Genomic DNA, 20,152 nt, shown 5'->3' with positions numbered 1-20,152 from the left:
CTGACGATATGAAATTAACCCACAAAGAACGTTTTTACGCTACCATCAACTATCAGCCGGTTGACCGGCCGGCATCGTGGCTGGGGCTCCCGGTCCCCGAAGCGGAGAGTGAGCTGTGCAAGCATTTTGGTGTGAGTTCCGTTCACCGGCTGAAACAGATCATCGATGATGATATTTACCCGGTGGAGGTTCCCTATCATGATCCGCCATCCAATCACATTGCCTGCGCGTTCAAGTTTGCCAAGCTTAGCCATCTGGACAAACCTGATGAACGCACGTTGACGGCGCCGGGTTTTTTTGAGGACTATTCGGATCCGGCAGATGTGTCTGAGTTCGACTGGCCCGACCCCGAAAAATACCTCGACCGGGAAGAGTCGTTTCGCCGGGTAAAAAGTATTGGCGATGACTATGCGAGAATGGGAATTATGTGGAGCGCCCATTTCCAGGATGCCTGCTCCGCTTTTGGGATGGAACATGCCCTGATGACCATGTTGATGAACCCGGAGATGTTTCGGGCGGTGATCGACCGGATCACGGATTTCTATTTAAAAGCAAACGAACTTTTTTACGAAGCCACCAAAGGTTGTCTGGATGCTGTGCTGATCGGGAACGACTTTGGCAGTCAAACCGGCCTGATGGTCGACCCCGACTTACTGCGCGACCTGGTTTTTCCGGGAACCAAAAAACTGATTGACCAGGCGAAAAGTTATGGGTTGACCGTGGTGCATCATTCCTGTGGGTCAATTTTCCCGGTCATCGACGATTTGATTGGTCTGGGAGCCGATGTCATCCATCCCATCCAGGCGCTGGCAGCCGGTATGGATGCGGCCCACCTGAAAGAGCATTTCTACGGCAAAGCGGCTTTTTGCGGGGGAGTGGATGCCCAGTATCTGCTGGTAAAGGGCAGTCCGGGCGATGTGGCGGAGAAAGTGGCCGGATTAAAAGAACTTTTTCCGACCGGCTTGATTGTTTCGCCCAGTCATGAAGCCATTTTGCCGGACATTCCGCCAGCCAACATCGAGGCTTTGTTTAACACGCTAAATCAACCAAAATGACACAACGATTCGGACAAATGATTCGACTGAAGCCGGAAGGCGCCGATGAATACATTCGTCAACATGCAGCCGTTTGGCCTGCGGTGCTTGATATGATTAAAACCTGTCATATCCGGAATTATTCCATTTATTTTAAAGACAATTATTTGTTTTCCTATTTTGAATATACCGGTTCCGACTTTGAAGGCGATATGGCAAAAATGGCGGCCGACCCCGAAACCCAACGTTGGTGGGATGTGGTAAAGCCGCTCATGGACCCGTTGGAAAACCGGGAGCCGGGCGAATTTTGGAGCAACATGCAGCAGATTTTTCATCTGGAATGAGGTAACTGCCAGTTTCAAGTTTCAAGTTTTGTGGGCTGTAACCCAATTATCCAATGACCAATAACTAATCACTAATCAATAATCATTCATTCATCCATGTCAAGTCCAATTATCGGAACCGTTTTACATGCCATCGGCGGAGTTTCGGCTTCGTCCTGTTATGTGCCTTTTCATCGAACCAAACAATGGTCGTGGGGAACTTTTTGGCTTGTTCAGGCCATGTTTGCCTGGATTTTAATGCCCTTAATCATCGGATTTCTTACGGTCCCCGAATTCTTTTATATTTTAAAAAATGCACCTTCCGATGCCATATGGGGCGCTTTTCTGCTGGGTGCGGTTTATGGTTTCGGGAGCATGTCTTTCGGTGTTTCCATTCGGTATATCGGCTATTCGTTAACCTACACCTTAGCCATCGGCATTTCGGCTATGGTGGGCACGGTACTGCCCCTGACGATTTTTGGCGGTTTGACCGAATACTTTTCCCGGCCAGGAGGCGGTATCGTTCTGTCGGGAATGATTATTTCGGTCGTTGGGGTGGCTCTTTGCGGCTGGGCCGGCTTTCGCCGCGAAAAAGAAATAATTCAGGCAGACGGTGACCCGAAGAGATCGCGAATGTTAATTGGTCTGGTGTTGTCGCTCATCGCCGGAATCCTTTCCGGGGTGTTCAACATTTCGCTGGAGTTTGGACAGCCAATTTCAGATATGGCTGCCGGTTACGGAGCCGGCCACTTTGAAGGAAATGCCAAGTTGATTGTTTCAACAGCCGGTTGTTGGGTAGTCAATGTCGTTTGGTTTACAATTGCCGGAATAAAGAACCACACAATCAAAGAGTTTTCTCTTTCCGCGGGTATTCCGGCAACGATTTTGCTTAGAAATTTCTTTTGGTCGGGATTGGCGGGAACCTTATGGTTTTTGCAGTTTTTCTTTTACGGGCTGGGCCATGTAAACATGGGGAACTTTCAGTTTGCCAGTTGGGTATTGCACATGTCCATGCTCATCTTTTTCAGTTACATCATCGGCGTGATCATGAAAGAATGGACGCGGGTTAACAAACGGACCTACTTGTTGTTGCTTTTCGCTTTGTTTGTGCTCATTCTTTCGTTTTGCATCATTGCTTACGGGAGTGTTACGGGTGAAGCGGCAAGCCATTAAAGCGTACTGCAAAGGACCGGACGTGAATGTCAGCTATTGCCGTTTTTTATGAAATGGGATTGACAGGCAGGCATAATTTTTTTTGAAAATCTTTCTTTGGGGGAAAGTGCATCCAAATAAGTGTTAAAAAACAAAATAAAAGAAGAAAAACGAAAATATTAATAAAAATATTTGGTCGGAATTCTGTAAATTGGCCGTCACTAAAGTTCTTTTCGAAAAAAATAGAAAATAGATATGTGTTTGTGACCTAACTAATTTAAAATGACTTATGCAGACTAATCAACAACCTGCTGCGCAGGGGGCAGGTTCAAGCTTAATCGAAAGGCTCGATGCCTTGTATGAATATGACCGGGAACCGGTTTCGACAAAGAAGTTACACGGGTGGAAAACCTTTATCGCCATGTTTGCGGGCGAGCATGTGGCGGGAACCGAATTTGTGCTGGGACCGCTGATGGTGATGCATGGCGTATCGGCCAAAGATTTTTTTCTGGGCTTGCTGGTCGGAAATATTCTGGCCGTTTTAAGCTGGGCCCTGATGACTGCGCCTGTTGCCGTGAAAACACGCCTGACCATTTACTGGCAGTTGCGTAAAATCATCGGACCATACTTAACCATTGCTTACAGCGCTTTTTATGCTTTTATCCTTTGCCTGTTGGCGGGGGCGATGGTTAATGTGGCCGTTACATCGATCTCCATTCCTTTTGGCATTCCGAATCCCGATTTTGTGGCCGGCGAAGTGATTCCCAGCTTTCAGTGGATGATCATTGCCCTGATTGTGGGTATCGTGATTGCAGCCCTGGCCGTGTTGGGTTTTGAGAAGATTGCCACCTTCTCGAAAATTTGTGCTCCCTGGATGGTACTGGTTTTCTTTGCCGCAGCCCTGGCGGTTTTGGCGAAATTGGGAACAAGCTCCTTCGGCGATTTTTGGGAAGTGGCCAATACGAAAATATTTACCGGCGAACCGATTGGTAATAATTCCAAATATACTTTTTGGCATGTGGCCGGATTTGCCTGGTTGTGCAACGCGACACAACACATGGGCATGTCGGATGTGACTATTTTCCGTTATGCAAAAAGCTGGACACAGGGTTTTGCCTCTGCGTTTGGTATGTTTTTGGGGCACTTTGGAGCATGGGTTGCATCCGGTATTTTATGTGCTGCATACTTGTCCGAGGGTTTTGTAAACCCGCAACCCGGAAATATTGCTTTGTACGGCGCGGGTATTGCCGGAGCTGTCAGCGTGGTGATTGCCGGATGGACGACAGCCAATCCAACCTTATACCGGGCCGGACTGGCGATTCAGGTGGCTACTCCCAACTGGAAGCGCTGGAAAGTGACTTTTGCCGCGGGCGCTTTTATGATTGTTACGGCCTGTATTCCGGCGGTAAATGCGAATCTCGACCGGATTGTTGCCTACTACGGGCTCTTTTTTATCCCGCTGGGCGCCTTTATTATTCTGGATGTGTGGTTGTTTCCCAAAATCGGTTTGGTAAGCAATTTTACCGAAAAAGCCCGCAAATTGTTCAGCTGGCCCGCCGCCATTGCCTGGTTTGGCTCATTCTTCTTTTCGTTTTTTATTTACGGAAAAGATCACCTGCCCTGGATGAAAAATATAGTCGGAGGTAAATTGCCTGCCTGGCTCGATACCATTAACATGGACCTGACCTTTTTGGTGGCGCCGGAGTGGCTCCTGGCAGCCGTCCTGTATTTGGTGTTGAGCTACCTGCAGCAAAAAACAAAAGCAAACGCAAAATTAATTAAAGAAGGAGGCCTGTTATGAAACGAGTTCTGATCATTATTTCATTTATTGGTTTACTGCTGACGATACTTCCTTCGGTTTTGGTTTTTAAAGGGGTGATTGAAATGGAAAGCCATTTTCATCTGATGATTGTTGGCATGGTCCTTTGGTTTGCCACTTCGCCGTTCTGGATGAAAACAAAGTCGCTGGAAGAAGAAGAGTAGTGTTTAGTGTTCAGTCTCAGTGTTCAGCAGCATCTAAAATCAAAAAGTCATGAGATTAGTAAACTTAAGAACGGAATATAAAATCAACCCGCTTGGTTTGGGAACGGTTTTTCCGCGGTTAAGCTGGGAAATTCAGGATAACAAACGCAATGTCGGGCAGACGGCTTACCGGATTTTATGCGCCTCAAGCCCGGAAGATTTTGCCGGTGAAACCGCTTTGCTTTGGGATTCGGGCAGGATCGACTCCGATCAATCAATCCAAATTGAATACGGCGGAAAATCTTTGACTTCGGGTCAGCGGGTGTACTGGAAGGTGAAGGTGTGGACCAACAAAGGAGATGTATCCGACTGGAGCGGGCTTGCTTTTTGGGAAATGGGATTACTGGAAAAAGCTAATTGGGAAGCTGACTGGATTGAGCCTGCTTTGGAGGAAGATGTTACCGGTTCAACGCCTTCACCCTATCTGCGAAAGGAATTTACTGTTGCCAAAACGATCAGAAAAGCTACGGTTTATATCACCTGTCGCGGCTTGTACGAACTATCGGTAAACGGAGAAAAAGTCAGTCCCGATCTGTTTACCCCGGGCTGGACCAGCTATCAGCATCGTTTGCAGTACCAGGTGTTCGATCTGACTGACTGGATCAGGCAAGGGGAAAATGCTGTCGGCGTGGTTTTAGGCGATGGCTGGTACCGCGGCTACCTGGTTTGGCAAGGCAATAAAAACCTGTACGGCGATAAACTTGCCTTGCTGCTTCAACTGAAACTCGAATATACCGATGGTTCGGAGCAATTGGTTGTCAGTAACGACAGCTGGAAATCGGCTACGGGCCCCATCCTGAAGTCGGATATTTACAATGGCGAAACCTACGATGCCCGTTTGGAAATGCCCGGTTGGAACCGGCCCGGTTTCGATGATTCAGCATGGGCAGGTGTGGTGCTGAAAAATTACGGTTATGAGCAACTGGTTCCCTCCGAAGGTGTTCCGGTGAGGATCACCGAAACGATCAGGCCGATTGACAAAATCATTATGCCCAAAGGCGAGCTGGTGTTCGATTTGGGCCAAAATATGGTTGGTTGGGTCCGTTTTCGCCTGAGGGGAAAAGCCGGCGACAGAATCACCCTGAACCACGCCGAAGTGCTCGACCAGGAAGGCAATTTTTATACCGACAACCTTCGTGCGGCTAAAGCAGAGGATGTTTATATTTTTAAAGGCGAAGGGGTGGAGGAATTCGAACCCCGCTTCACCTTTCATGGCTTCCGCTATATTAAAGTGATCGATTATCCCGGCGACATTTCGTTGGATGATCTGGAAGGTCGCGTGGTTCATTCAGACATGCCTTTAACCGGCGGGTTTGTCTGTTCCGATCCGCTGATCAATCGTTTACAAAAAAACATCGACTGGGGCCTCCGGGGAAACTTTCTGGATGTGCCGACCGATTGTCCGCAGCGCGACGAACGCCTCGGCTGGACCGGCGACGCGCAGGTTTTCGCGCCAACAGCCTGTTTTAACCGCGATGCAGCTGGTTTTTACTCCAAGTGGATGAAAGATTTTATTGTTGACCAAAAAGCAGACGGAAGCGTACCCTGGGTGATTCCCAACGTGGTGAAAGACGGAGGGGGAACGGGTTGGTCGGATGGTTTTGGTTCAACGGGCTGGGCCGATGCAGCCGTGATCATTCCCTGGACGGTGTACCAGGTTTATGGCGATACGCGCATCCTGGAGGAACAATATGAATCGATGAAAGCCTGGGTGGAATATATGGTCCGAGAATCGGGCGAGGCCTGTATTTTTAATGCCGGTTTTCATTTTGGCGACTGGCTTTCGTTTGCCGAGTATTATTCGTATAACTACAACGCGCCCGATTACGGTTATGCCGGGGCGCATACCGATAAAGAGCTGATTGCCACCGCTTATTATTATTACACCACCGACCTGATGCAAAAGATTGCCTCTTTGTTGGACCGGAAAGCCGATGCAGACCGGTATGAAATGATTCTTCCCAAAATCAAAACCGCTTTTCAAAACGAATTTGTCACCTCAACCGGGCGTTTGACTTCGCACACGCAAACGGCTTATACCCTGGCGCTTTCGTTTGGCCTGTTGCCCGATCATCTGGTTCCTGTTGCCGCCAAACGCCTGGCTGCTGATGTGAATTATTTCGGGCACCTGACCACTGGCTTTATCGGCACGCCGCTCATTTGTAAGGCCTTAACCGATTACGGTTATGCCGATGTGGCTTACAAGTTGTTGTTTAACAAACGCTATCCGTCGTGGCTGTACCCGATAACTCAGGGGGCCACTACGATTTGGGAACGCTGGGACGGCATCAAACCCGACGGAACGTTTCAAACGGTAGGCATGAATTCGTTTAATCATTACGCTTACGGGGCCGTGGGCAATTGGCTTTACAAGTCGGTGGCAGGCTTGAACCCTGACGAACAAAAGCCCGGGTATAAATCTTTTTTTGTCAAACCCTGGTTGCATCCTGAACTGGATTTTGCCACAGCAAGCTACCAGTCGATGTACGGAAAAATTGTTTCCGGATGGAAAAGAGAAGGGGAGAAGCTGAGCCTGGAAGTGGAGATCCCGGTAAATACGAAGGCCCGGATTTACGTCCCCTGTGCCGATGTAGAAAACCTAACGGAAAGCGGACAACCGGTGACGAAACATTCCGGTCTGACTTTTATCGGACAGGAAGCCGGCCGGCCGGTTATCGAAGCCGGATCGGGAACGTATCTGTTTGTTTGGGATTATGTAGATAATTTAGGGGAAATGAATTAAATAAATGCAGTTCTTGAAAAGAATCCCATATCAAAAGATTTCAACCCGTAAAAATATTTTAAATCCCCTTAGAATGAACTTGAAAGAAATGATAAAAACAGTTTTTAGCGCCATCTTCCTGTTAAGCGTCATGGGATGTTTGGCACAGGAAAAAAGTTTGGTAAATACCTCGCGCAGTCCGTTTGCCAAATTAAGCGCTGTGAATATGACCGATGTGAACTGGACAAATGGCTTTTGGGCCGAGCGTTTTCACGTTTGCGAACACAGCATGGTGCCTCATATGATGAATATGTACCTGAACGATTCGATCAGTCATGGTTTTGCCAATTTTGAAATTGCCGCCGGATTAAAACAGGGCAAACACATCGGCCCTCCTTTTCACGACGGCGACTTCTATAAAATACTGGAAGCCATGATTATGGTGAATTCGATGAGACCGGATAAACAGACCGATCAGAAAATTGATTCGATCATTTCGGTTATCGCGAAAACCCAAAGGGCCGACGGCTACATTTATACACCTGTGATGATAAAGACACGGGAGAACCCGGATGAAAAAGCGGAGTTTGCCGAACGCCTCGATTTTGAAACATACAACATGGGACACCTGATGACGGCTGCCTGTGTTCATTATCGGCTTACCGGTAAGAAAAACCTGTTGGATGTGGCCGTTAAAGCGACTGATTTTTTGTACAACTACTATAAACACCGGGCTTATGAGCTGGCTCAAAATGCCATTTGTCCGTCGCATTACATGGGTGTTACCGAGATGTACCGCACCCTGGGCGAACCGCGTTACCTGGAGCTGGCGAAAGGTTTGATTGATATTCGTGACCAGGTGGAGAACGGAACCGACGATAACCAGGACCGCATTCCCTTCCGTCGGCAAACCAAGGCGATGGGCCATGCCGTACGCGCCAATTATTTATACGCCGGCGCTGCCGATGTTTTGGCAGAAACGGGTGACGAAACACTTCGTCATGCCCTTGATCTGATCTGGGATAACCTGACGGGAACAAAAATGTACATTACCGGAGCTTGCGGGGCTTTGTACGACGGGGTTTCGCCCAATGGTACCGCTTATAAACCCGATACGGTTCAGAAAATACACCAGGCCTACGGACACGATTTTGAATTGCCGAACCTGAGCGCCCACAACGAATCGTGCGCCAACATTGGCAACCTGCTTTGGAATTGGCGCATGTTGCAGCTAACCGGAGATGCCCGCTATGCCGACATCATGGAGCAGGTGATGTACAATAGCTTGCTGGCTGCCGTGAGCCTCGACGGGAAACGCCATTTTTATACCAATCCGCTGGCTGTTTCCGAGGATTTGCCCTATGAACTCCGCTGGTCGAAGGACCGGGAAGAATACATCAGCTACTGCAACTGCTGCCCTCCAAACACCACCCGGACCGTGGCGCAAATCCACAATTATATGTACAGCACATCCGATGAAGGCTTGTGGGTGAATTTTTACGGCGGAAACAGGCTGAAAACACGTTTGAAAGATCAGGCAGAACTGGGACTGACGCAGAAAACTGAATATCCCTGGGATGGAAAAGTAAAGCTGACAATTGATCAGGCGCCAAAAAAAGAATATGCTTTATTTATCCGGATTCCGGCATGGAGCAGGGATGCGCTTGTTTCCGTCAATGGAAAGCCAATCACTGATAAAGCCCTGCCCGGAACTTACCATAAATTATCGGGGAGTTGGAAAAAAGGTGATGTGGTGGAAATTGAGTTTCCCATGGAGGTTCAGTTGATGGAAGCCCACCCGCTGGTGGAAGAAACCCGTAATCAGGTGGCGGTGCAAAGAGGGCCGGTGGTTTATTGTTTGGAATCGGTTGATTTGCCGGATCAGCTTGGAATTTATGATGTGGCTGTTCCGCTTGACAGTCAGTTTAAACCAATTCAGATGACTGTTGCCGGAGGAACCTTTTTGGCCTTGCAGGCTGAAGTGAAAAAACTAAATTCTACCGGCTGGAGCAACAGCTTGTACCGGCCCCTGTCCAATCAGGCGGAAGAACGGATCCGAATCAATCTGATTCCGTATTATGCCTGGAATAACCGGGGTAAAAGCGATATGAGCGTTTGGCTCCGGCTTGCCCGGTAATGAATGGAATTCGGAGGCCGATGCAATGGCCTCCAAATCCGGTTCGTCAGTTTGGTTTTTGATGGTCGCGCTGACGAATTTCCACCCGGCGGATTTTTCCGCTGATGGTTTTCGGTAATTCATCCACAAACTCAATGATGCGCGGATATTTGTACGGGGCAGTCACCTGTTTAACATGATCCTGCAATTCTTTGGCCAGACCTTCGCCTGCCTTGTCTTTGTAGTCTTTTGCCAGGATGACGGTGGCCTTCACGATTTGTCCGCGGATCTCGTCGGGGACGCCGGTAATGGCACATTCCACAACGGCAGGATGGGTCATCAGGGCACTTTCCACTTCGAATGGACCGATGCGGTAGCCTGAGCTCTTAATCACATCATCAACGCGTCCCACAAACCAAAAATAGCCGTCTTCGTCTTTCCAGGCGAGGTCGCCGGTGTAATATATTCCGTTGGTCATGGCTTCGTCGGTGAGTTTCCGATTCCGGTAGTAGCCTTTGAACAGTCCCAACGGGTATTTTTTATCGTAACGGATTACAATCTGACCTTGTTCCCCGGCTTCCGCCGAACGCCCGTCGGGCGTAAGCAAATCAACGTCGTAGTGGGGGTTTGGCAGGCCCATTGAGCCCGGTTTTGGTTCAATCCACGGACTTGTAAACACCGATAAGGTTGTTTCGCTCTGACCGTAACCTTCGCGCAGCTTGATGCCGGTAAGCTGGTAAAACTGTTCGTAAACTGCCGGGTTTAAGGCTTCTCCGGCGATGGTGCACCATTCGAGTTTCGATAAATCGTATTTGGTCAGGTCTTCGCGGATGAGGAAGCGAAAAATAGTAGGCGGAGCGCAAAGCGAAGTCGCTTTGTGCCTTGACAGAACGGCCAGCATATCGGCAGGAGTGAATTTCTCGTGATCGTAAACAAATACGGTGGCGCCGGCCAGCCATTGGCCATACAGTTTGCCCCAGACCGCTTTGAGCCAGCCGGTATCGGCAATCGTCAGGTGGAGGCTGTTTTCGTGCAGCTTGTGCCAATAGCTGGCGGTGACGATGTGGGCCAGCGGATAAACACTGTCGAGCATAACCATTTTGGGATCGCCGGTAGTGCCCGAGGTGAAACTGACAATGAGCGGATCGTCGTTTTTTGTAGGTTCAGCCGGTCGCTCAAAGGGTTTGGCTTTTTCAATGCCTTTGTGAAAATCTTCCCATCCTTCGGGAACACACGGTCCGATGGATATCAGTTTCCGGATGGAAGGCGACTCGGGCCTGGCATCATTGATGTTTTTGATGATCAGTTCATCCCCGTCGCAAATGATGGCTTTTATGTCGGCCGCATTGTTCCGGTAAACGATGTCTTTTTTGGTCAGCAGGTGAGTGGCTGGAATGATGACGGCCCCGATCTTGTGCAGGGCGATGATGGTAAACCAGAATTCAGCCCGGCGTTTCAGGATGGCCATCACCATATCGCCTTTTTGAATGCCGATGGTTGTGAAATAAAAGGCAGTCCGGTCGGAGATCTCTTTCAGTTCTCCAAAAGTATAGGAGCGGCATTCTCCCTTGTCGTTGGTCCATAGCAGGGCCCGTTTGTCGGGATCGATGGCGGCCCAGCCGTCTACTACGTCGTAGGCAAAATTAAAATCATCGGGTACAATGAGCTCGTAGTTTGCTTTAAAATCGTCGAAATCGCTGAACTTCGTCTGCTTCAAGTATTTTTCGATCATGTGGAGTCGGGTTGTTTGGTTTGATTTCGTTTAGAAGGTGATTGCCAGAAATTTTACGGGTTTTCCGTTCATCGCTTTCATCCCGTGCGGCAAAGTCGAATCGAAATAGAGGCTGTCTCCTTCGTTTAGCACCAGTTCGTGTCCGCCGATGCTTAGCAGCAGTTTGCCTTCGAGTACATAATTGAATTCGTGTCCGCTATGGCTGTTCAGGTGCATTGGCATATTTTCGGGTGCCGGCTCCACGGTAACAATGAACGGGTCGGCTTTCCGGCCAACAAAACCGGCTGCCAGGGCCTGGTATTTGTAGGCCCGGGTGCGTTCCATCGCGGTACCCTGGCCCGAACGGGTCAGGAAAAAGGCTTTCATATTTGGTTCGTTACCGAACAGCAGGGCTGTCAGTTCTACCTTGTATTCTTTCGAAATAGTTTGCAGCGCACTTATCGGAATATCTTTTTCCCCGCTTTCGTAACCAAGATATTCTTCTTCGGAAACATGGCAGACCGAGGCGATTTCTTCTGCCCGGATTTCAAGCAGGTCCCGCAATCCGCGGAGCCGCTCAGCAATTTCTTGAATTTGTTCGTTCATACGGGTATGCTGTTGGTCAAAAAGAACAAATGTAATTTTTTTAAAGGGATGCCCGGCGAAAATGTGATCCTCGTTTTAATCTGCCCGATCTGTTTTTTTCCCCTCGCCGGCGCATTTTGTCATTTGGTTTTTATGCTCAATAGTGTACCAATCGCAGATCGGTATGAGCAGGGAAAATCTTTCGATCTCATGTTGTATTTTTGTTGTTGTGAGGTTCTTAGCTTTGAAAGATGATGCCGTTTTATAATACCATTTTGACATCTTTCCGCGTAGTTTTTGCTATTCCCCGTATTTGTCGGGTGTTGCTTCTATTTTGATTAAAAAATGACCATCCTTGTCCCGATAGACGTAGGACATGGTTACTTTGTTGTCCCGGTACGGTTTTAAGTCCGGATTTGTCTTGATGTTGTTGACAATATTCGACTCAAGGTAGTTTTTCAAATCTACTTCGTCCACCGTTTCCTTTTCCATATTGACAAGTGTATAATTATACTGGAAAACATTGCCGGGCAAAGCCATTGTATTGTCAAGCCGCGTATCCTGGTCGAGCATGAGCGGACAGCTTTTGTTGATTTCACTGGCTGCTTCCATCATGATTTTATCAAAAGAAGGTTTACTAAAGAATACTTGTTGGACAAGGACCATAACAATTACTCCAACCACGATTCCGGTTACCGATTGGATTGTCTTGTTTTTTTTGTCAGGCTGATTCATGTTTGTTGCGTTTAGAAGTTTCTTTATGGGTTAGTTGTTTTTTTGTCCCCCAAATTACAAAACCTGACTGAATCATTTTCACAGAATAACGAATATGATATCAAAAAAGGCGAAAAAGATCCTTCCTGCACCGGTTTGCATTTAGTTCAAAACCATTCGGCCATCTTTTTAAACCGGATTTATTTCATTTTTTTGTTCCCGTGAGAATTGATTTGAGCTGACTTCCAGTTGTTCCGGTTTCTGAGCTGATACCACGTCCACATTTGCTCAAACAAATCAAGGGTTGAAACGTTATTTTGGAAGCGATAAAAATTTACGTTGACACAGCTGACGGATTGAGGAGACCATCCGGTTTCGGCGTTAAGCTGTCGGCGCGAAATGATTGGAGATTGCAGGCGTTGATCGAAATATTCAAAATGAAAGCAATGTATCAGGAAAAAACGGACCTTTTGGAAACATCAGATAAACTTATACCTACCGCATTAGACGATTATTACCTGGCCCATTTGAGCCGTCAGTTAAGTTTACTTGGGCGCCGCGAAGTGCATAACGGAAGGGCCCACTTCGGTATTTTCGGCGACGGGAAAGAACTGGCCCAGATTGCTTATGCCAAAACTTTTCGCGAAGGCGACTGGCGTTCGGGTTATTACCGCGATCAAACCTTTATGCTGGCCCTGGGCCTGCTGCAAGCCGAAGAGTTTTTTGCCATGATTTACGGCGATACCGATTTTAATTTCAACCCTTCTACGGGTGGCCGAAATTTCAATAATCATTTCAGCACCCAAAATATTGATGAAAGCGGAGAAATCAGGGATTTGGCCGGGCGCTACAATTCGGCGTCCGATATTTCGTCTACCGCCGGGCAATTGCCGCGTTTGCTGGGAATGGCGCAGGCTTCGAAAATCGTCAGGCAAAAACCCGGCATGAAGGCTTTCCTGAAAAACAACATCAACGGTACGGAGGTTGCTTTTGGCTCCATTGGCGATGCCAGCACCTCCGAAGGCATGTTTTTTGAAACCATCAACGCGGCCGGTGTGATGCAGGTGCCATTGGCGGTGGCAGTTTACGACGACGGTTTTGGCATCAGCGTTCCCGGCGAATTGCAAACCACGAAAGCCAGTATTTCGGAGGCTTTAGCCGGATTCAGAAAAGAAAAGAAGACGAACGGCATTTCAATTTATACCTGCAAAGGATGGGATTACCCGGCCCTGCTGAAAACCTTTGCCGAAGGTGTAGCCCGTTGCCGCGACACCCAGGTTCCGGTTTTGTTTCACATACAAGACGTTACCCAGCCGCTGGGCCATTCCACCTCGGGTTCGCACGAACGTTATAAAACGAAAGAGCGTTTGGATTGGGAAAATGAATTCGACTGTCTGAACCAGTTTAAAAAGTGGTTGCTCAATACGGGCGAAACCGATTCGGAAACGCTGGCTAAGATTGAAAAACAGGCGGCCAGAACAGCCCGAAAGGCCCGCGACAATGCCTGGAACCATTATACCGACAGTTTCACGGAGGAAACCGAAAGCCTGTCGGCTATCCTGTATCACCTGAAAACCCATTCAGACGGTCGGCTCGATCATACCGGCGAGCTCGAAAGTATCCGGCAGAAAGTGTTTCCAACGCGCCGGGCTTTGTTTAGTCTGGCCAAACGAGTGGCATTTGAACTGCACGGTTTTCCGGATTTTCAACCCGAAAAAGAAGAATTACGGTTGTGGACCGAAGGTTTTCAGAAACGGACCAAACGTTTTTACAACGGGCAACTTTACCGCGAAGGCCGCGATTCGGCCCTGAATGTTAAAGCAGTTCCGGCCGAATACCACGAACATTCCATTGAACTGAACGGCTCCGATATTCTTAATAAAAATTTCGACCTGCTTTTTGCCAAACATCCCAACCTGATCACTTTTGGCGAAGATACCGGCAAACTGGGCGATGTAAACCAGGGCATGAAAGGAATGCAGGAGAAATATGGTATAGAGCGGGTTTCGGATACCGGCATTCGCGAAACGACCATCATTGGCCAGGGAATCGGGCTGGCGCTGAGAGGTTTCCGTCCCATTGCCGAAATCCAGTACCTCGATTACCTGATTTACGCCTTGTCGACCCTGAGCGACGATCTGGCCAGTTTGCAATACCGCACCATGGGCAGGCAGGCAGCCCCGCTGATTATCCGCACGCGCGGTCACCAGTTACAGGGAATCTGGCACGCCGGTTCGCCCATGCAAATGATTCTGGGCTCGATGCGCGGCGTTTACCTGTGCGTGCCCCGCAACATGACCCAGGCCGCCGGTTTTTACAATACCCTGCTCGAAGCCAACGACCCGGCCCTGGTGATTGAACCCCTGAAAGGCTATAATGTCAAAGAAAAACTTCCTGCCAACCCCGGCGAGTTCCGGGTGCCGCTCGGCCTGCCCGAAATTCTGCACGAAGGCTCCGACGTCACCCTGGTGACCTACGGCTGGAATGCGCATCACGCCGTAAAAGCGGCTCACCTGTTACAGGAGGTGAAAAACATCTCGGTGGAAGTGATTGACGTGCAAACACTGATGCCTTTTGATGTGAACCACCTGATTCTGGAATCGGTGAAAAAGACCCATAAAGTAATTTTTGTCGATGAAGATGTTCCGGGCGGAGGTACGGCTTATATGATGCAGAAAGTGCTGGAAGAACAACAGGCATTCAACTACCTCGATACGGCTCCGCGAACGCTTCCGGCTATGGAACACCGTCCGGCTTACGGTATCGACGGCGAGTATTTCTCGAAACCCAACGTGGAACGGATTTTCGAAACCATCTACCAAATGATGCACGAAACCGATGTGAAGCGCTTTCCTGAATTATTTTAGGCAACTACTTCCAACGGCAGAACGGCAGATTTTATTCGTCTTTTTTCGCCTGCTTTACAAAAAAGGAGCCAGGTACAAAAAAGCGATAAGAATGATTGTAGCCGATGAAATTCCGATTGGCAACCAAACCGGCGCAATCCAGGGGCGGGGAATCAGGAAAAGCACGTCCATGGAGGTCAGCTTTGGCGGCCATTTGATCAGCAGATAAAGCGAAAGATAATAAAACAGATCCCAGAAGGCGAATGTCCACAGAAAAACGAGGAGCTTGTCAAGTTCTGTTCCTCCCACCAGCAGGGCCAATGTCACCAGCATCATAATCGTTGCTGCTTCCCTTGTTTTTTCGATGCTGATGTAACGCGGAGGTATTTTTTCCAGCGCATCCGTATTGCCCTCGTCCCCGTCGATCATTCCGATCGCCTTTCGCAGGTAAACTACAACTACGCCTTCCAGGTGAGCCATGGCAATACCGAAAAGAGCCAGTAAAAAATAAGTGGTGATCATTGCATCCTGTATTTGTTAGAAACTTTACGAAGAAGCAAAGCAGAACGTTTCGGAGGTGGCATGACGGGTTGAAAGCCCAAAACAACAAACCTTTCGTTTGAGAGAAGCGGTAACGAAGGGCCTGTCGGGATGGACATAATGATGACATATAATAAAAAGTACCGACAGGAGGGTAACCAATAAGTCCATTACTCGAATTAACATATGAATTTGCGATAAAACTAAAACAGGTACTTTCAAATATAAAGAACTGGCAATAGGAAAATTCAAACGATTTAGTATACTTAATTTATTTTAATATTAACAGTACGGATAAATATAGTTACTTTTATGTGAGATTAAAAAAAAGCCATGAAAAAGTATTTTCGAATTATTTACATTATTCTCATTTTATTATTGACATTTACTTGCAGTAAAGATTCTGGATCGGATGATCCTGATGAACCTGAAGAAGGAACCAATAAAGTTCAAGTTTATTACTCTTTAGATGGAGTAAATAGGGAACTGTTGAATGATAAAGATATCGTGACAATCGCTTTAGCGGATACTTTTTTGCTTTATGTTGATATATCGGACGCTTCCGAAGTTTTGGATTATTCGTTGGACTATGCCCGTGATAATTCCCAGACAGGAATAGATCCGTTCAATTTCGAGGATAAAGGAAATTATCAGTACCTTTTTTCTACCAACAAGTCAGGTGTTTTTGGAATATCCGTATTTGTGAACTTTAAAGTAGATGATTTCGACTATTATCTTGCTGGTTTTTATGTCAAAGTTCCAATGATCGATTATACAATTATTTCATTGGGGACCACAACCTACATCATAGATGTAGATGATGATATCCTGAAAACTGAAATCACGGACGACCTGGACGCAAAATATAACCTTAGCATGCGGCCGCTAACACTCGCATGTAATACATTAACAAGTGGTACCTATCAACTCAAGGAATTGTCGGGGCAAATTTCTAACGGGACATTTATATCAACCAATACTTCAGACTTGACAGATTTATCGTTCACTTACAATAATCTAACATTCAACTACAATTTGGTTCCGGAAGAGGATGATGAAGGGAAATATGGTGAAGGGAAATATTTTCAGTTTACTCAAGACTTAACGGACATATACAAGGAAAAATACCCGGGACAAATTATTAACGAAGTATCATTGAAGTTTAGGGGATTTAGGAATAAAGAGTAAGACCCCATTTTCCTCATCATCGCTTCGTCCAAACGAAGGGCAGGCTGGAGTTTGTTGCAAATTTTGTAAAGCTTTAAAAATTGGAAGGAAGTCGGCTATTGCAAGTTGAGCAGAATTACTGCGACTTGACATCTGCAATGCCGTCTGCCTTCTTTTAAAATACAAGTAGAATCATTCCATTTCTACGTTTACGGGTACCGGATTTCGAAGGATATCCAGCACCGGTGAAGTCTGCTGTACATAGTTGCAAAGTTCTGTCAGGTTTTCCCTTGACGCGTCTGCATCCACCTTGTAACGAACGGTGATGCCCTCGTATCCGGGCCTTGTCGTATCAGAAAGGCCAAGAAAACCATGTAAATCCAGGCGGCCTTCAGTTATAAATTCCAACGACCGTACATGGATGCCACGGGCTGCTGCATTGTAAATAAAACCTACACTTAAACAGGATGCGATGGCATGCAGGACTGCCTCTACGGCATTCGGACCGTTGTTTTGTCCAAGCAGCACAGGTGGCTCGCCGCCTTCCAAAACAAAGGCCTTCTCTCTCGAATTGTCTTCCGATTTGGCGCCGTAAAACTCCTTGATCTCTGTTTGGCAGTGTCCGCCGTTGATCCATTGTACTGATCTTTGCTATTTCTGACGCCGTCTCCGGTGCGCTGCCATAAAAAACCAGGGCCGCTTTTAATTTGTGGTTATACGTGGCAAAACGGAAACTTTGCATGCCTCCCCAGCAAAAGCCGACCGATACCGTTTTTCCGTTGCCCGCCGGTATCCCTTCGGCATAGGCTTGCACAGCATTCAAATCATTTTTTACCTGGCCGGCATCCAGCTCGTAAATGGCGTTTCGCGCATCATCTGAATTGGGGAAATCGTTGGTTTTTTTGTATTGCGGAGAAAAATCTGAAAGCAAATCGGGCGCAACGGCAATATAGCCCGCTTCTGCCAGTTGGTCGGAAAAACTTCGCACCCAATCAGTCAGGCCACGGTTTTCGTGAATCACAACGGCCACGGTCGCTTTATCCGAAATTTCAGGAAAAACCACAAAACAGTTGACCTCCCGGTCACCCGATCTTACCTTTACCCATTCGTGGTGGCGGGGCGAGTTTTCAAGCTGTTTCAGGGCAAAGTCCTGCCCCTGTAAACCGGATAATATCAGTACAAAAAACAACAGGTTAAATAGCTTTTTCATAAATTTTAATGATTGGTTACCAAACTTTTAACAATCAATAAACCTGCTTGTTTTATGTCCGAAAGAAATAATCCCGTTTTCATTGGAAAGAATCTTTTCCCCCGCTCCCGCGCAGAAGCGGAGGGAAGTGTTTGATTCCGTTCAGTCGTTAGCGGGTAGAAAAGGCCTGGGATCAACGATCCAATTAAGCAAAAAGCAGTGGAAAACAAATGAATGATTCCTTTTATATAGTCCCTTAAATAAGAATAGGTTAACTGTTTGACATACGTTAAACGATTGTTTGACATTTGTTGTACAAGCGTTTGACAACTGTTGGATATGAATTTGACAGCTGTCAAATGATCTAATTGTAACGTGCATTTGCAAAGAAGTTGCCCATGACCCATCCAAAGGAAGGGGATTTTGAAAGGAAATCCCGCGGTTATTCCTATTTAATCCTTTCAGGATTGAGTTCACTCCGAAAAGTCAAAAACCCCTAAATCACCTGAAGGGACTTTAAAGGGGCTGTATCAAAAGTCCCTGTCATTCAATGGGTTGAGATCCTGATCCGGCAACTGCCGGACAGGATGACTCTATTCAAGACTTCTGATACAGCCTCCAAAAAGCTATGCACAACACAGAAGCCCGCATCGGGTTCAATAACTGTAGCCTCAGTATTTGAACACCTTTCCGCCGGCCATTACCTGTTTTGTTTTTGCGTCGAAGGTGGCGCGCATGCCGGTACGCAGGGCCGCTGTTACCATGATGTTGGCAATGGAATGGCTGTAACCGGCTTCGACCGGGGCATTGGTTTTTACATCGCCTTTGCGTACGCAATCCATCCAGTTTTTCATATGCGCGTTGGTGAGGGGGTCGGAGCCGGTGGTGGCGCCTGCTTCCACTTTAATTTGGGGCAGGTCGAATTCGTCAAGCAAAAAGGCCTGTTTTCCCATGGCCGCGGCATGCCGTTCGGTTAAGCCGCCGTCGGCGTTCACCTTGTTGGTGTCGAGGTCGAGTTTTCCGCCATTGGAGAAATACCATTCCTTGATTCCGCCCGCCGAGTTGGTTTGCCGCGACGAGTAAATCACCTGGAAGCCTTCATCCGGTTTATCGGCCGGGCCGTAGTCGAATACGGCAGTCATGGTGTCGAAATTGCTCCGTCCGTCTTTCCACTGGTAAATACCGCCGTTGGCTACTGCCGAACGCGGATGTTCCAGGTGGGAGAACCAGTGTACCGTATCAATCTGGTGGGCCATCCATTGCCCCGGAATGCCTGACGAATAGGGCCAGAAGAGGCGATATTCGAGGTATTTGCGGGGATCCCACGGTTCATACGGGCGGTTCATCAGGTAGCGTTTCCAGTCGGTGTCCGATTCCCTGATTTGCGAAGTGAGTTCAGGTAGGCGCCACCGCCCCGGCTGGTTGACATTCCAGGTCATCTCCACGGCAATGATGTTGCCGAATTTGCCCGACCGGATGTAATCGTATGCCGCATGATAGTTGGGCCCCGAGCGTCGTTGCGAACCAATCTGAATGACCTTGCCCGTTTCTTTGGCGGCTTTCAGTCCCTCGTTGGCGTCGTCCATGGTTTCGGCGAAAGGTTTCTCGCAATAAACATGGGCTCCCGCTCTTACGGCTTCCGCCAGGTGGAGGGCATGTTGAAAATCAGCCGTACTGACGATGACCGCATCGGGTTTTTGCTCCCACAGTTCGTCGGTGTTTCTGGCTACGCCAATCGTTCGTCCGGCGGCTTCCTGATGCCAGGCCTGCCCTTCGTCGCGACGGCGGTTCCAAATATCGCAAATGGTAAAAAATTCAAAATTCATTTCTTCGGCATATTTCAGGAAGGCTTTTCCCAGCGAATCTTTAAACCGGTTCGAAAATCCGAGTATGCCCACCCTGACCCGGTCGTTGGCTCCCAGGATGTTTCCGTAACTTTTGGCCGACATGCCCATGCCGCCAATGGTGATCCCGGCAGCGCCAAGGACCGATTTTTTCACAAACGATCGTCTTGAATGATCCATATTTGCA

16 protein-coding genes are annotated in these 20,152 nt (G+C 47.9%); 9 read left to right on the top strand and 7 right to left on the bottom strand.

Annotated elements, in window-relative coordinates; all coding sequences use genetic code 11:
- The first annotated feature begins 8 nt into the window (after positions 1-8).
- The 7 genes from AC6H3C_RS18265 to AC6H3C_RS18235 all read left to right on the top strand — a co-directional run bounded on the left by AC6H3C_RS18265 (position 9) and on the right by AC6H3C_RS18235 (position 9,390).
- Positions 9-1,055, top strand: coding sequence for a uroporphyrinogen decarboxylase family protein (locus AC6H3C_RS18265; protein WP_497516929.1), 1,047 nt, complete (start codon positions 9-11; stop codon positions 1,053-1,055).
- A complete protein-coding gene (locus tag AC6H3C_RS18260) occupies positions 1,052-1,378 on the top strand; it encodes an L-rhamnose mutarotase (protein WP_497516927.1) in 327 nt (108 codons plus the stop codon). The genes AC6H3C_RS18265 and AC6H3C_RS18260 overlap by 4 nt, the downstream gene beginning before the upstream one ends.
- 96 nt (positions 1,379-1,474) lie before the next feature.
- The gene (locus AC6H3C_RS18255; protein ID WP_497516925.1) at positions 1,475-2,530 is read left to right on the top strand and encodes an L-rhamnose/proton symporter RhaT; all 1,056 of its coding nucleotides are present in this window, start codon (positions 1,475-1,477) and stop codon (positions 2,528-2,530) included.
- A gap of 268 nt (positions 2,531-2,798) precedes the next feature.
- Positions 2,799-4,310, top strand: a complete 1,512-nt coding sequence (locus AC6H3C_RS18250; RefSeq protein ID WP_497516923.1) for a purine-cytosine permease family protein — start codon at positions 2,799-2,801, stop codon at positions 4,308-4,310.
- Complete coding sequence (locus AC6H3C_RS18245) at positions 4,307-4,492, top strand: hypothetical protein (RefSeq protein WP_497516922.1); 186 nt, start codon at positions 4,307-4,309, stop codon at positions 4,490-4,492. Before AC6H3C_RS18250 ends, AC6H3C_RS18245 begins: the two co-directional genes overlap by 4 nt.
- Before the next feature lie 49 nt (positions 4,493-4,541).
- A complete protein-coding gene (locus tag AC6H3C_RS18240) occupies positions 4,542-7,274 on the top strand; it encodes a family 78 glycoside hydrolase catalytic domain (RefSeq protein WP_497516921.1) in 2,733 nt (910 codons plus the stop codon).
- Between the two features lie 73 nt (positions 7,275-7,347).
- Positions 7,348-9,390, top strand: coding sequence for an aceric acid hydrolase (locus AC6H3C_RS18235; RefSeq protein WP_497516919.1), 2,043 nt, complete (start codon positions 7,348-7,350; stop codon positions 9,388-9,390).
- A gap of 46 nt (positions 9,391-9,436) precedes the next feature.
- On the opposite strand, the gene AC6H3C_RS18230 is transcribed toward AC6H3C_RS18235, so the two are convergent.
- From AC6H3C_RS18230 to AC6H3C_RS18220, 3 genes are all read right to left on the bottom strand, one after another.
- Positions 9,437-11,101, bottom strand: a complete 1,665-nt coding sequence (locus AC6H3C_RS18230) for an AMP-binding protein (RefSeq protein WP_497516917.1) — start codon at positions 11,099-11,101, stop codon at positions 9,437-9,439.
- 30 nt (positions 11,102-11,131) lie between these two features.
- Positions 11,132-11,686 (bottom strand): helix-turn-helix domain-containing protein, encoded by a 555-nt coding sequence (locus AC6H3C_RS18225; RefSeq protein ID WP_497516916.1) that lies wholly within the window; start codon positions 11,684-11,686, stop codon positions 11,132-11,134.
- A 279-nt stretch (positions 11,687-11,965) separates the two neighbouring features.
- A complete protein-coding gene (locus AC6H3C_RS18220; protein ID WP_497516914.1) occupies positions 11,966-12,400 on the bottom strand; it encodes a DUF8479 domain-containing protein in 435 nt (144 codons plus the stop codon).
- Positions 12,401-12,849: 449 nt separating this feature from the next.
- Here AC6H3C_RS18220 and AC6H3C_RS18215 point away from each other — a divergent pair, with 449 nt between their 5' ends.
- Positions 12,850-15,246 (top strand): alpha-ketoacid dehydrogenase subunit alpha/beta, encoded by a 2,397-nt coding sequence (locus AC6H3C_RS18215; RefSeq protein ID WP_497516912.1) that lies wholly within the window; start codon positions 12,850-12,852, stop codon positions 15,244-15,246.
- Between the two features lie 54 nt (positions 15,247-15,300).
- Here AC6H3C_RS18215 and AC6H3C_RS18210 read toward each other — a convergent pair whose 3' ends face one another.
- A complete protein-coding gene (locus AC6H3C_RS18210; protein WP_497516911.1) occupies positions 15,301-15,747 on the bottom strand; it encodes a hypothetical protein in 447 nt (148 codons plus the stop codon).
- Positions 15,748-16,098: 351 nt separating this feature from the next.
- On the opposite strand from AC6H3C_RS18210, the gene AC6H3C_RS18205 reads away from it, so the two are divergent.
- Positions 16,099-16,953, top strand: coding sequence for a hypothetical protein (locus AC6H3C_RS18205; RefSeq protein ID WP_497516909.1), 855 nt, complete (start codon positions 16,099-16,101; stop codon positions 16,951-16,953).
- A 171-nt stretch (positions 16,954-17,124) separates the two neighbouring features.
- Here the strand turns inward: AC6H3C_RS18205 and AC6H3C_RS18200 are convergent, their stop codons facing one another.
- The 3 genes from AC6H3C_RS18200 to AC6H3C_RS18190 all read right to left on the bottom strand — a co-directional run bounded on the left by AC6H3C_RS18200 (position 17,125) and on the right by AC6H3C_RS18190 (position 20,145).
- Positions 17,125-17,406, bottom strand: a complete 282-nt coding sequence (locus tag AC6H3C_RS18200; RefSeq protein WP_497521276.1) for an OsmC family protein — start codon at positions 17,404-17,406, stop codon at positions 17,125-17,127.
- A complete protein-coding gene (locus AC6H3C_RS18195) occupies positions 17,324-18,142 on the bottom strand; it encodes a dienelactone hydrolase family protein (protein WP_497516908.1) in 819 nt (272 codons plus the stop codon). Before AC6H3C_RS18195 ends, AC6H3C_RS18200 begins: the two co-directional genes overlap by 83 nt.
- A gap of 650 nt (positions 18,143-18,792) precedes the next feature.
- Positions 18,793-20,145 carry a Gfo/Idh/MocA family protein gene (locus AC6H3C_RS18190; protein ID WP_497516907.1) on the bottom strand — a complete coding sequence of 451 codons (1,353 nt, stop codon included), beginning with the start codon at positions 20,143-20,145 and terminating at the stop codon, positions 18,793-18,795.
- Positions 20,146-20,152: the final 7 nt, after the last annotated feature.

The sequence above is a fragment of the Gaoshiqia sp. US2 genome (assembly GCF_059705485.1).
Note: the sequence above shows the minus strand (reverse complement) of the source record. Positions and strands in the feature narration are given on the sequence as shown.

Excerpts from the sequence above, each read along its gene's own strand:
- AC6H3C_RS18265 (WP_497516929.1), top strand. The coding sequence starts at position 9 with ATGAAATTAACCCACAAAGAACGTTTTTACGCTACCATCAACTATCAG.
- AC6H3C_RS18260 (WP_497516927.1), top strand. The coding sequence starts at position 1,052 with ATGACACAACGATTCGGACAAATGATTCGACTGAAGCCGGAAGGCGCC.
- AC6H3C_RS18255 (WP_497516925.1), top strand. The coding sequence starts at position 1,475 with ATGTCAAGTCCAATTATCGGAACCGTTTTACATGCCATCGGCGGAGTT.
- AC6H3C_RS18250 (WP_497516923.1), top strand. The coding sequence starts at position 2,799 with ATGCAGACTAATCAACAACCTGCTGCGCAGGGGGCAGGTTCAAGCTTA.
- AC6H3C_RS18245 (WP_497516922.1), top strand. The coding sequence starts at position 4,307 with ATGAAACGAGTTCTGATCATTATTTCATTTATTGGTTTACTGCTGACG.
- AC6H3C_RS18240 (WP_497516921.1), top strand. The coding sequence starts at position 4,542 with ATGAGATTAGTAAACTTAAGAACGGAATATAAAATCAACCCGCTTGGT.
- AC6H3C_RS18235 (WP_497516919.1), top strand. The coding sequence starts at position 7,348 with ATGAACTTGAAAGAAATGATAAAAACAGTTTTTAGCGCCATCTTCCTG.
- AC6H3C_RS18230 (WP_497516917.1), bottom strand. The coding sequence starts at position 11,101 with ATGATCGAAAAATACTTGAAGCAGACGAAGTTCAGCGATTTCGACGAT.
- AC6H3C_RS18225 (WP_497516916.1), bottom strand. The coding sequence starts at position 11,686 with ATGAACGAACAAATTCAAGAAATTGCTGAGCGGCTCCGCGGATTGCGG.
- AC6H3C_RS18220 (WP_497516914.1), bottom strand. The coding sequence starts at position 12,400 with ATGAATCAGCCTGACAAAAAAAACAAGACAATCCAATCGGTAACCGGA.
- AC6H3C_RS18210 (WP_497516911.1), bottom strand. The coding sequence starts at position 15,747 with ATGATCACCACTTATTTTTTACTGGCTCTTTTCGGTATTGCCATGGCT.
- AC6H3C_RS18205 (WP_497516909.1), top strand. The coding sequence starts at position 16,099 with ATGAAAAAGTATTTTCGAATTATTTACATTATTCTCATTTTATTATTG.
- AC6H3C_RS18195 (WP_497516908.1), bottom strand. The coding sequence starts at position 18,142 with ATGAAAAAGCTATTTAACCTGTTGTTTTTTGTACTGATATTATCCGGT.
- AC6H3C_RS18190 (WP_497516907.1), bottom strand. The coding sequence starts at position 20,145 with ATGGATCATTCAAGACGATCGTTTGTGAAAAAATCGGTCCTTGGCGCT.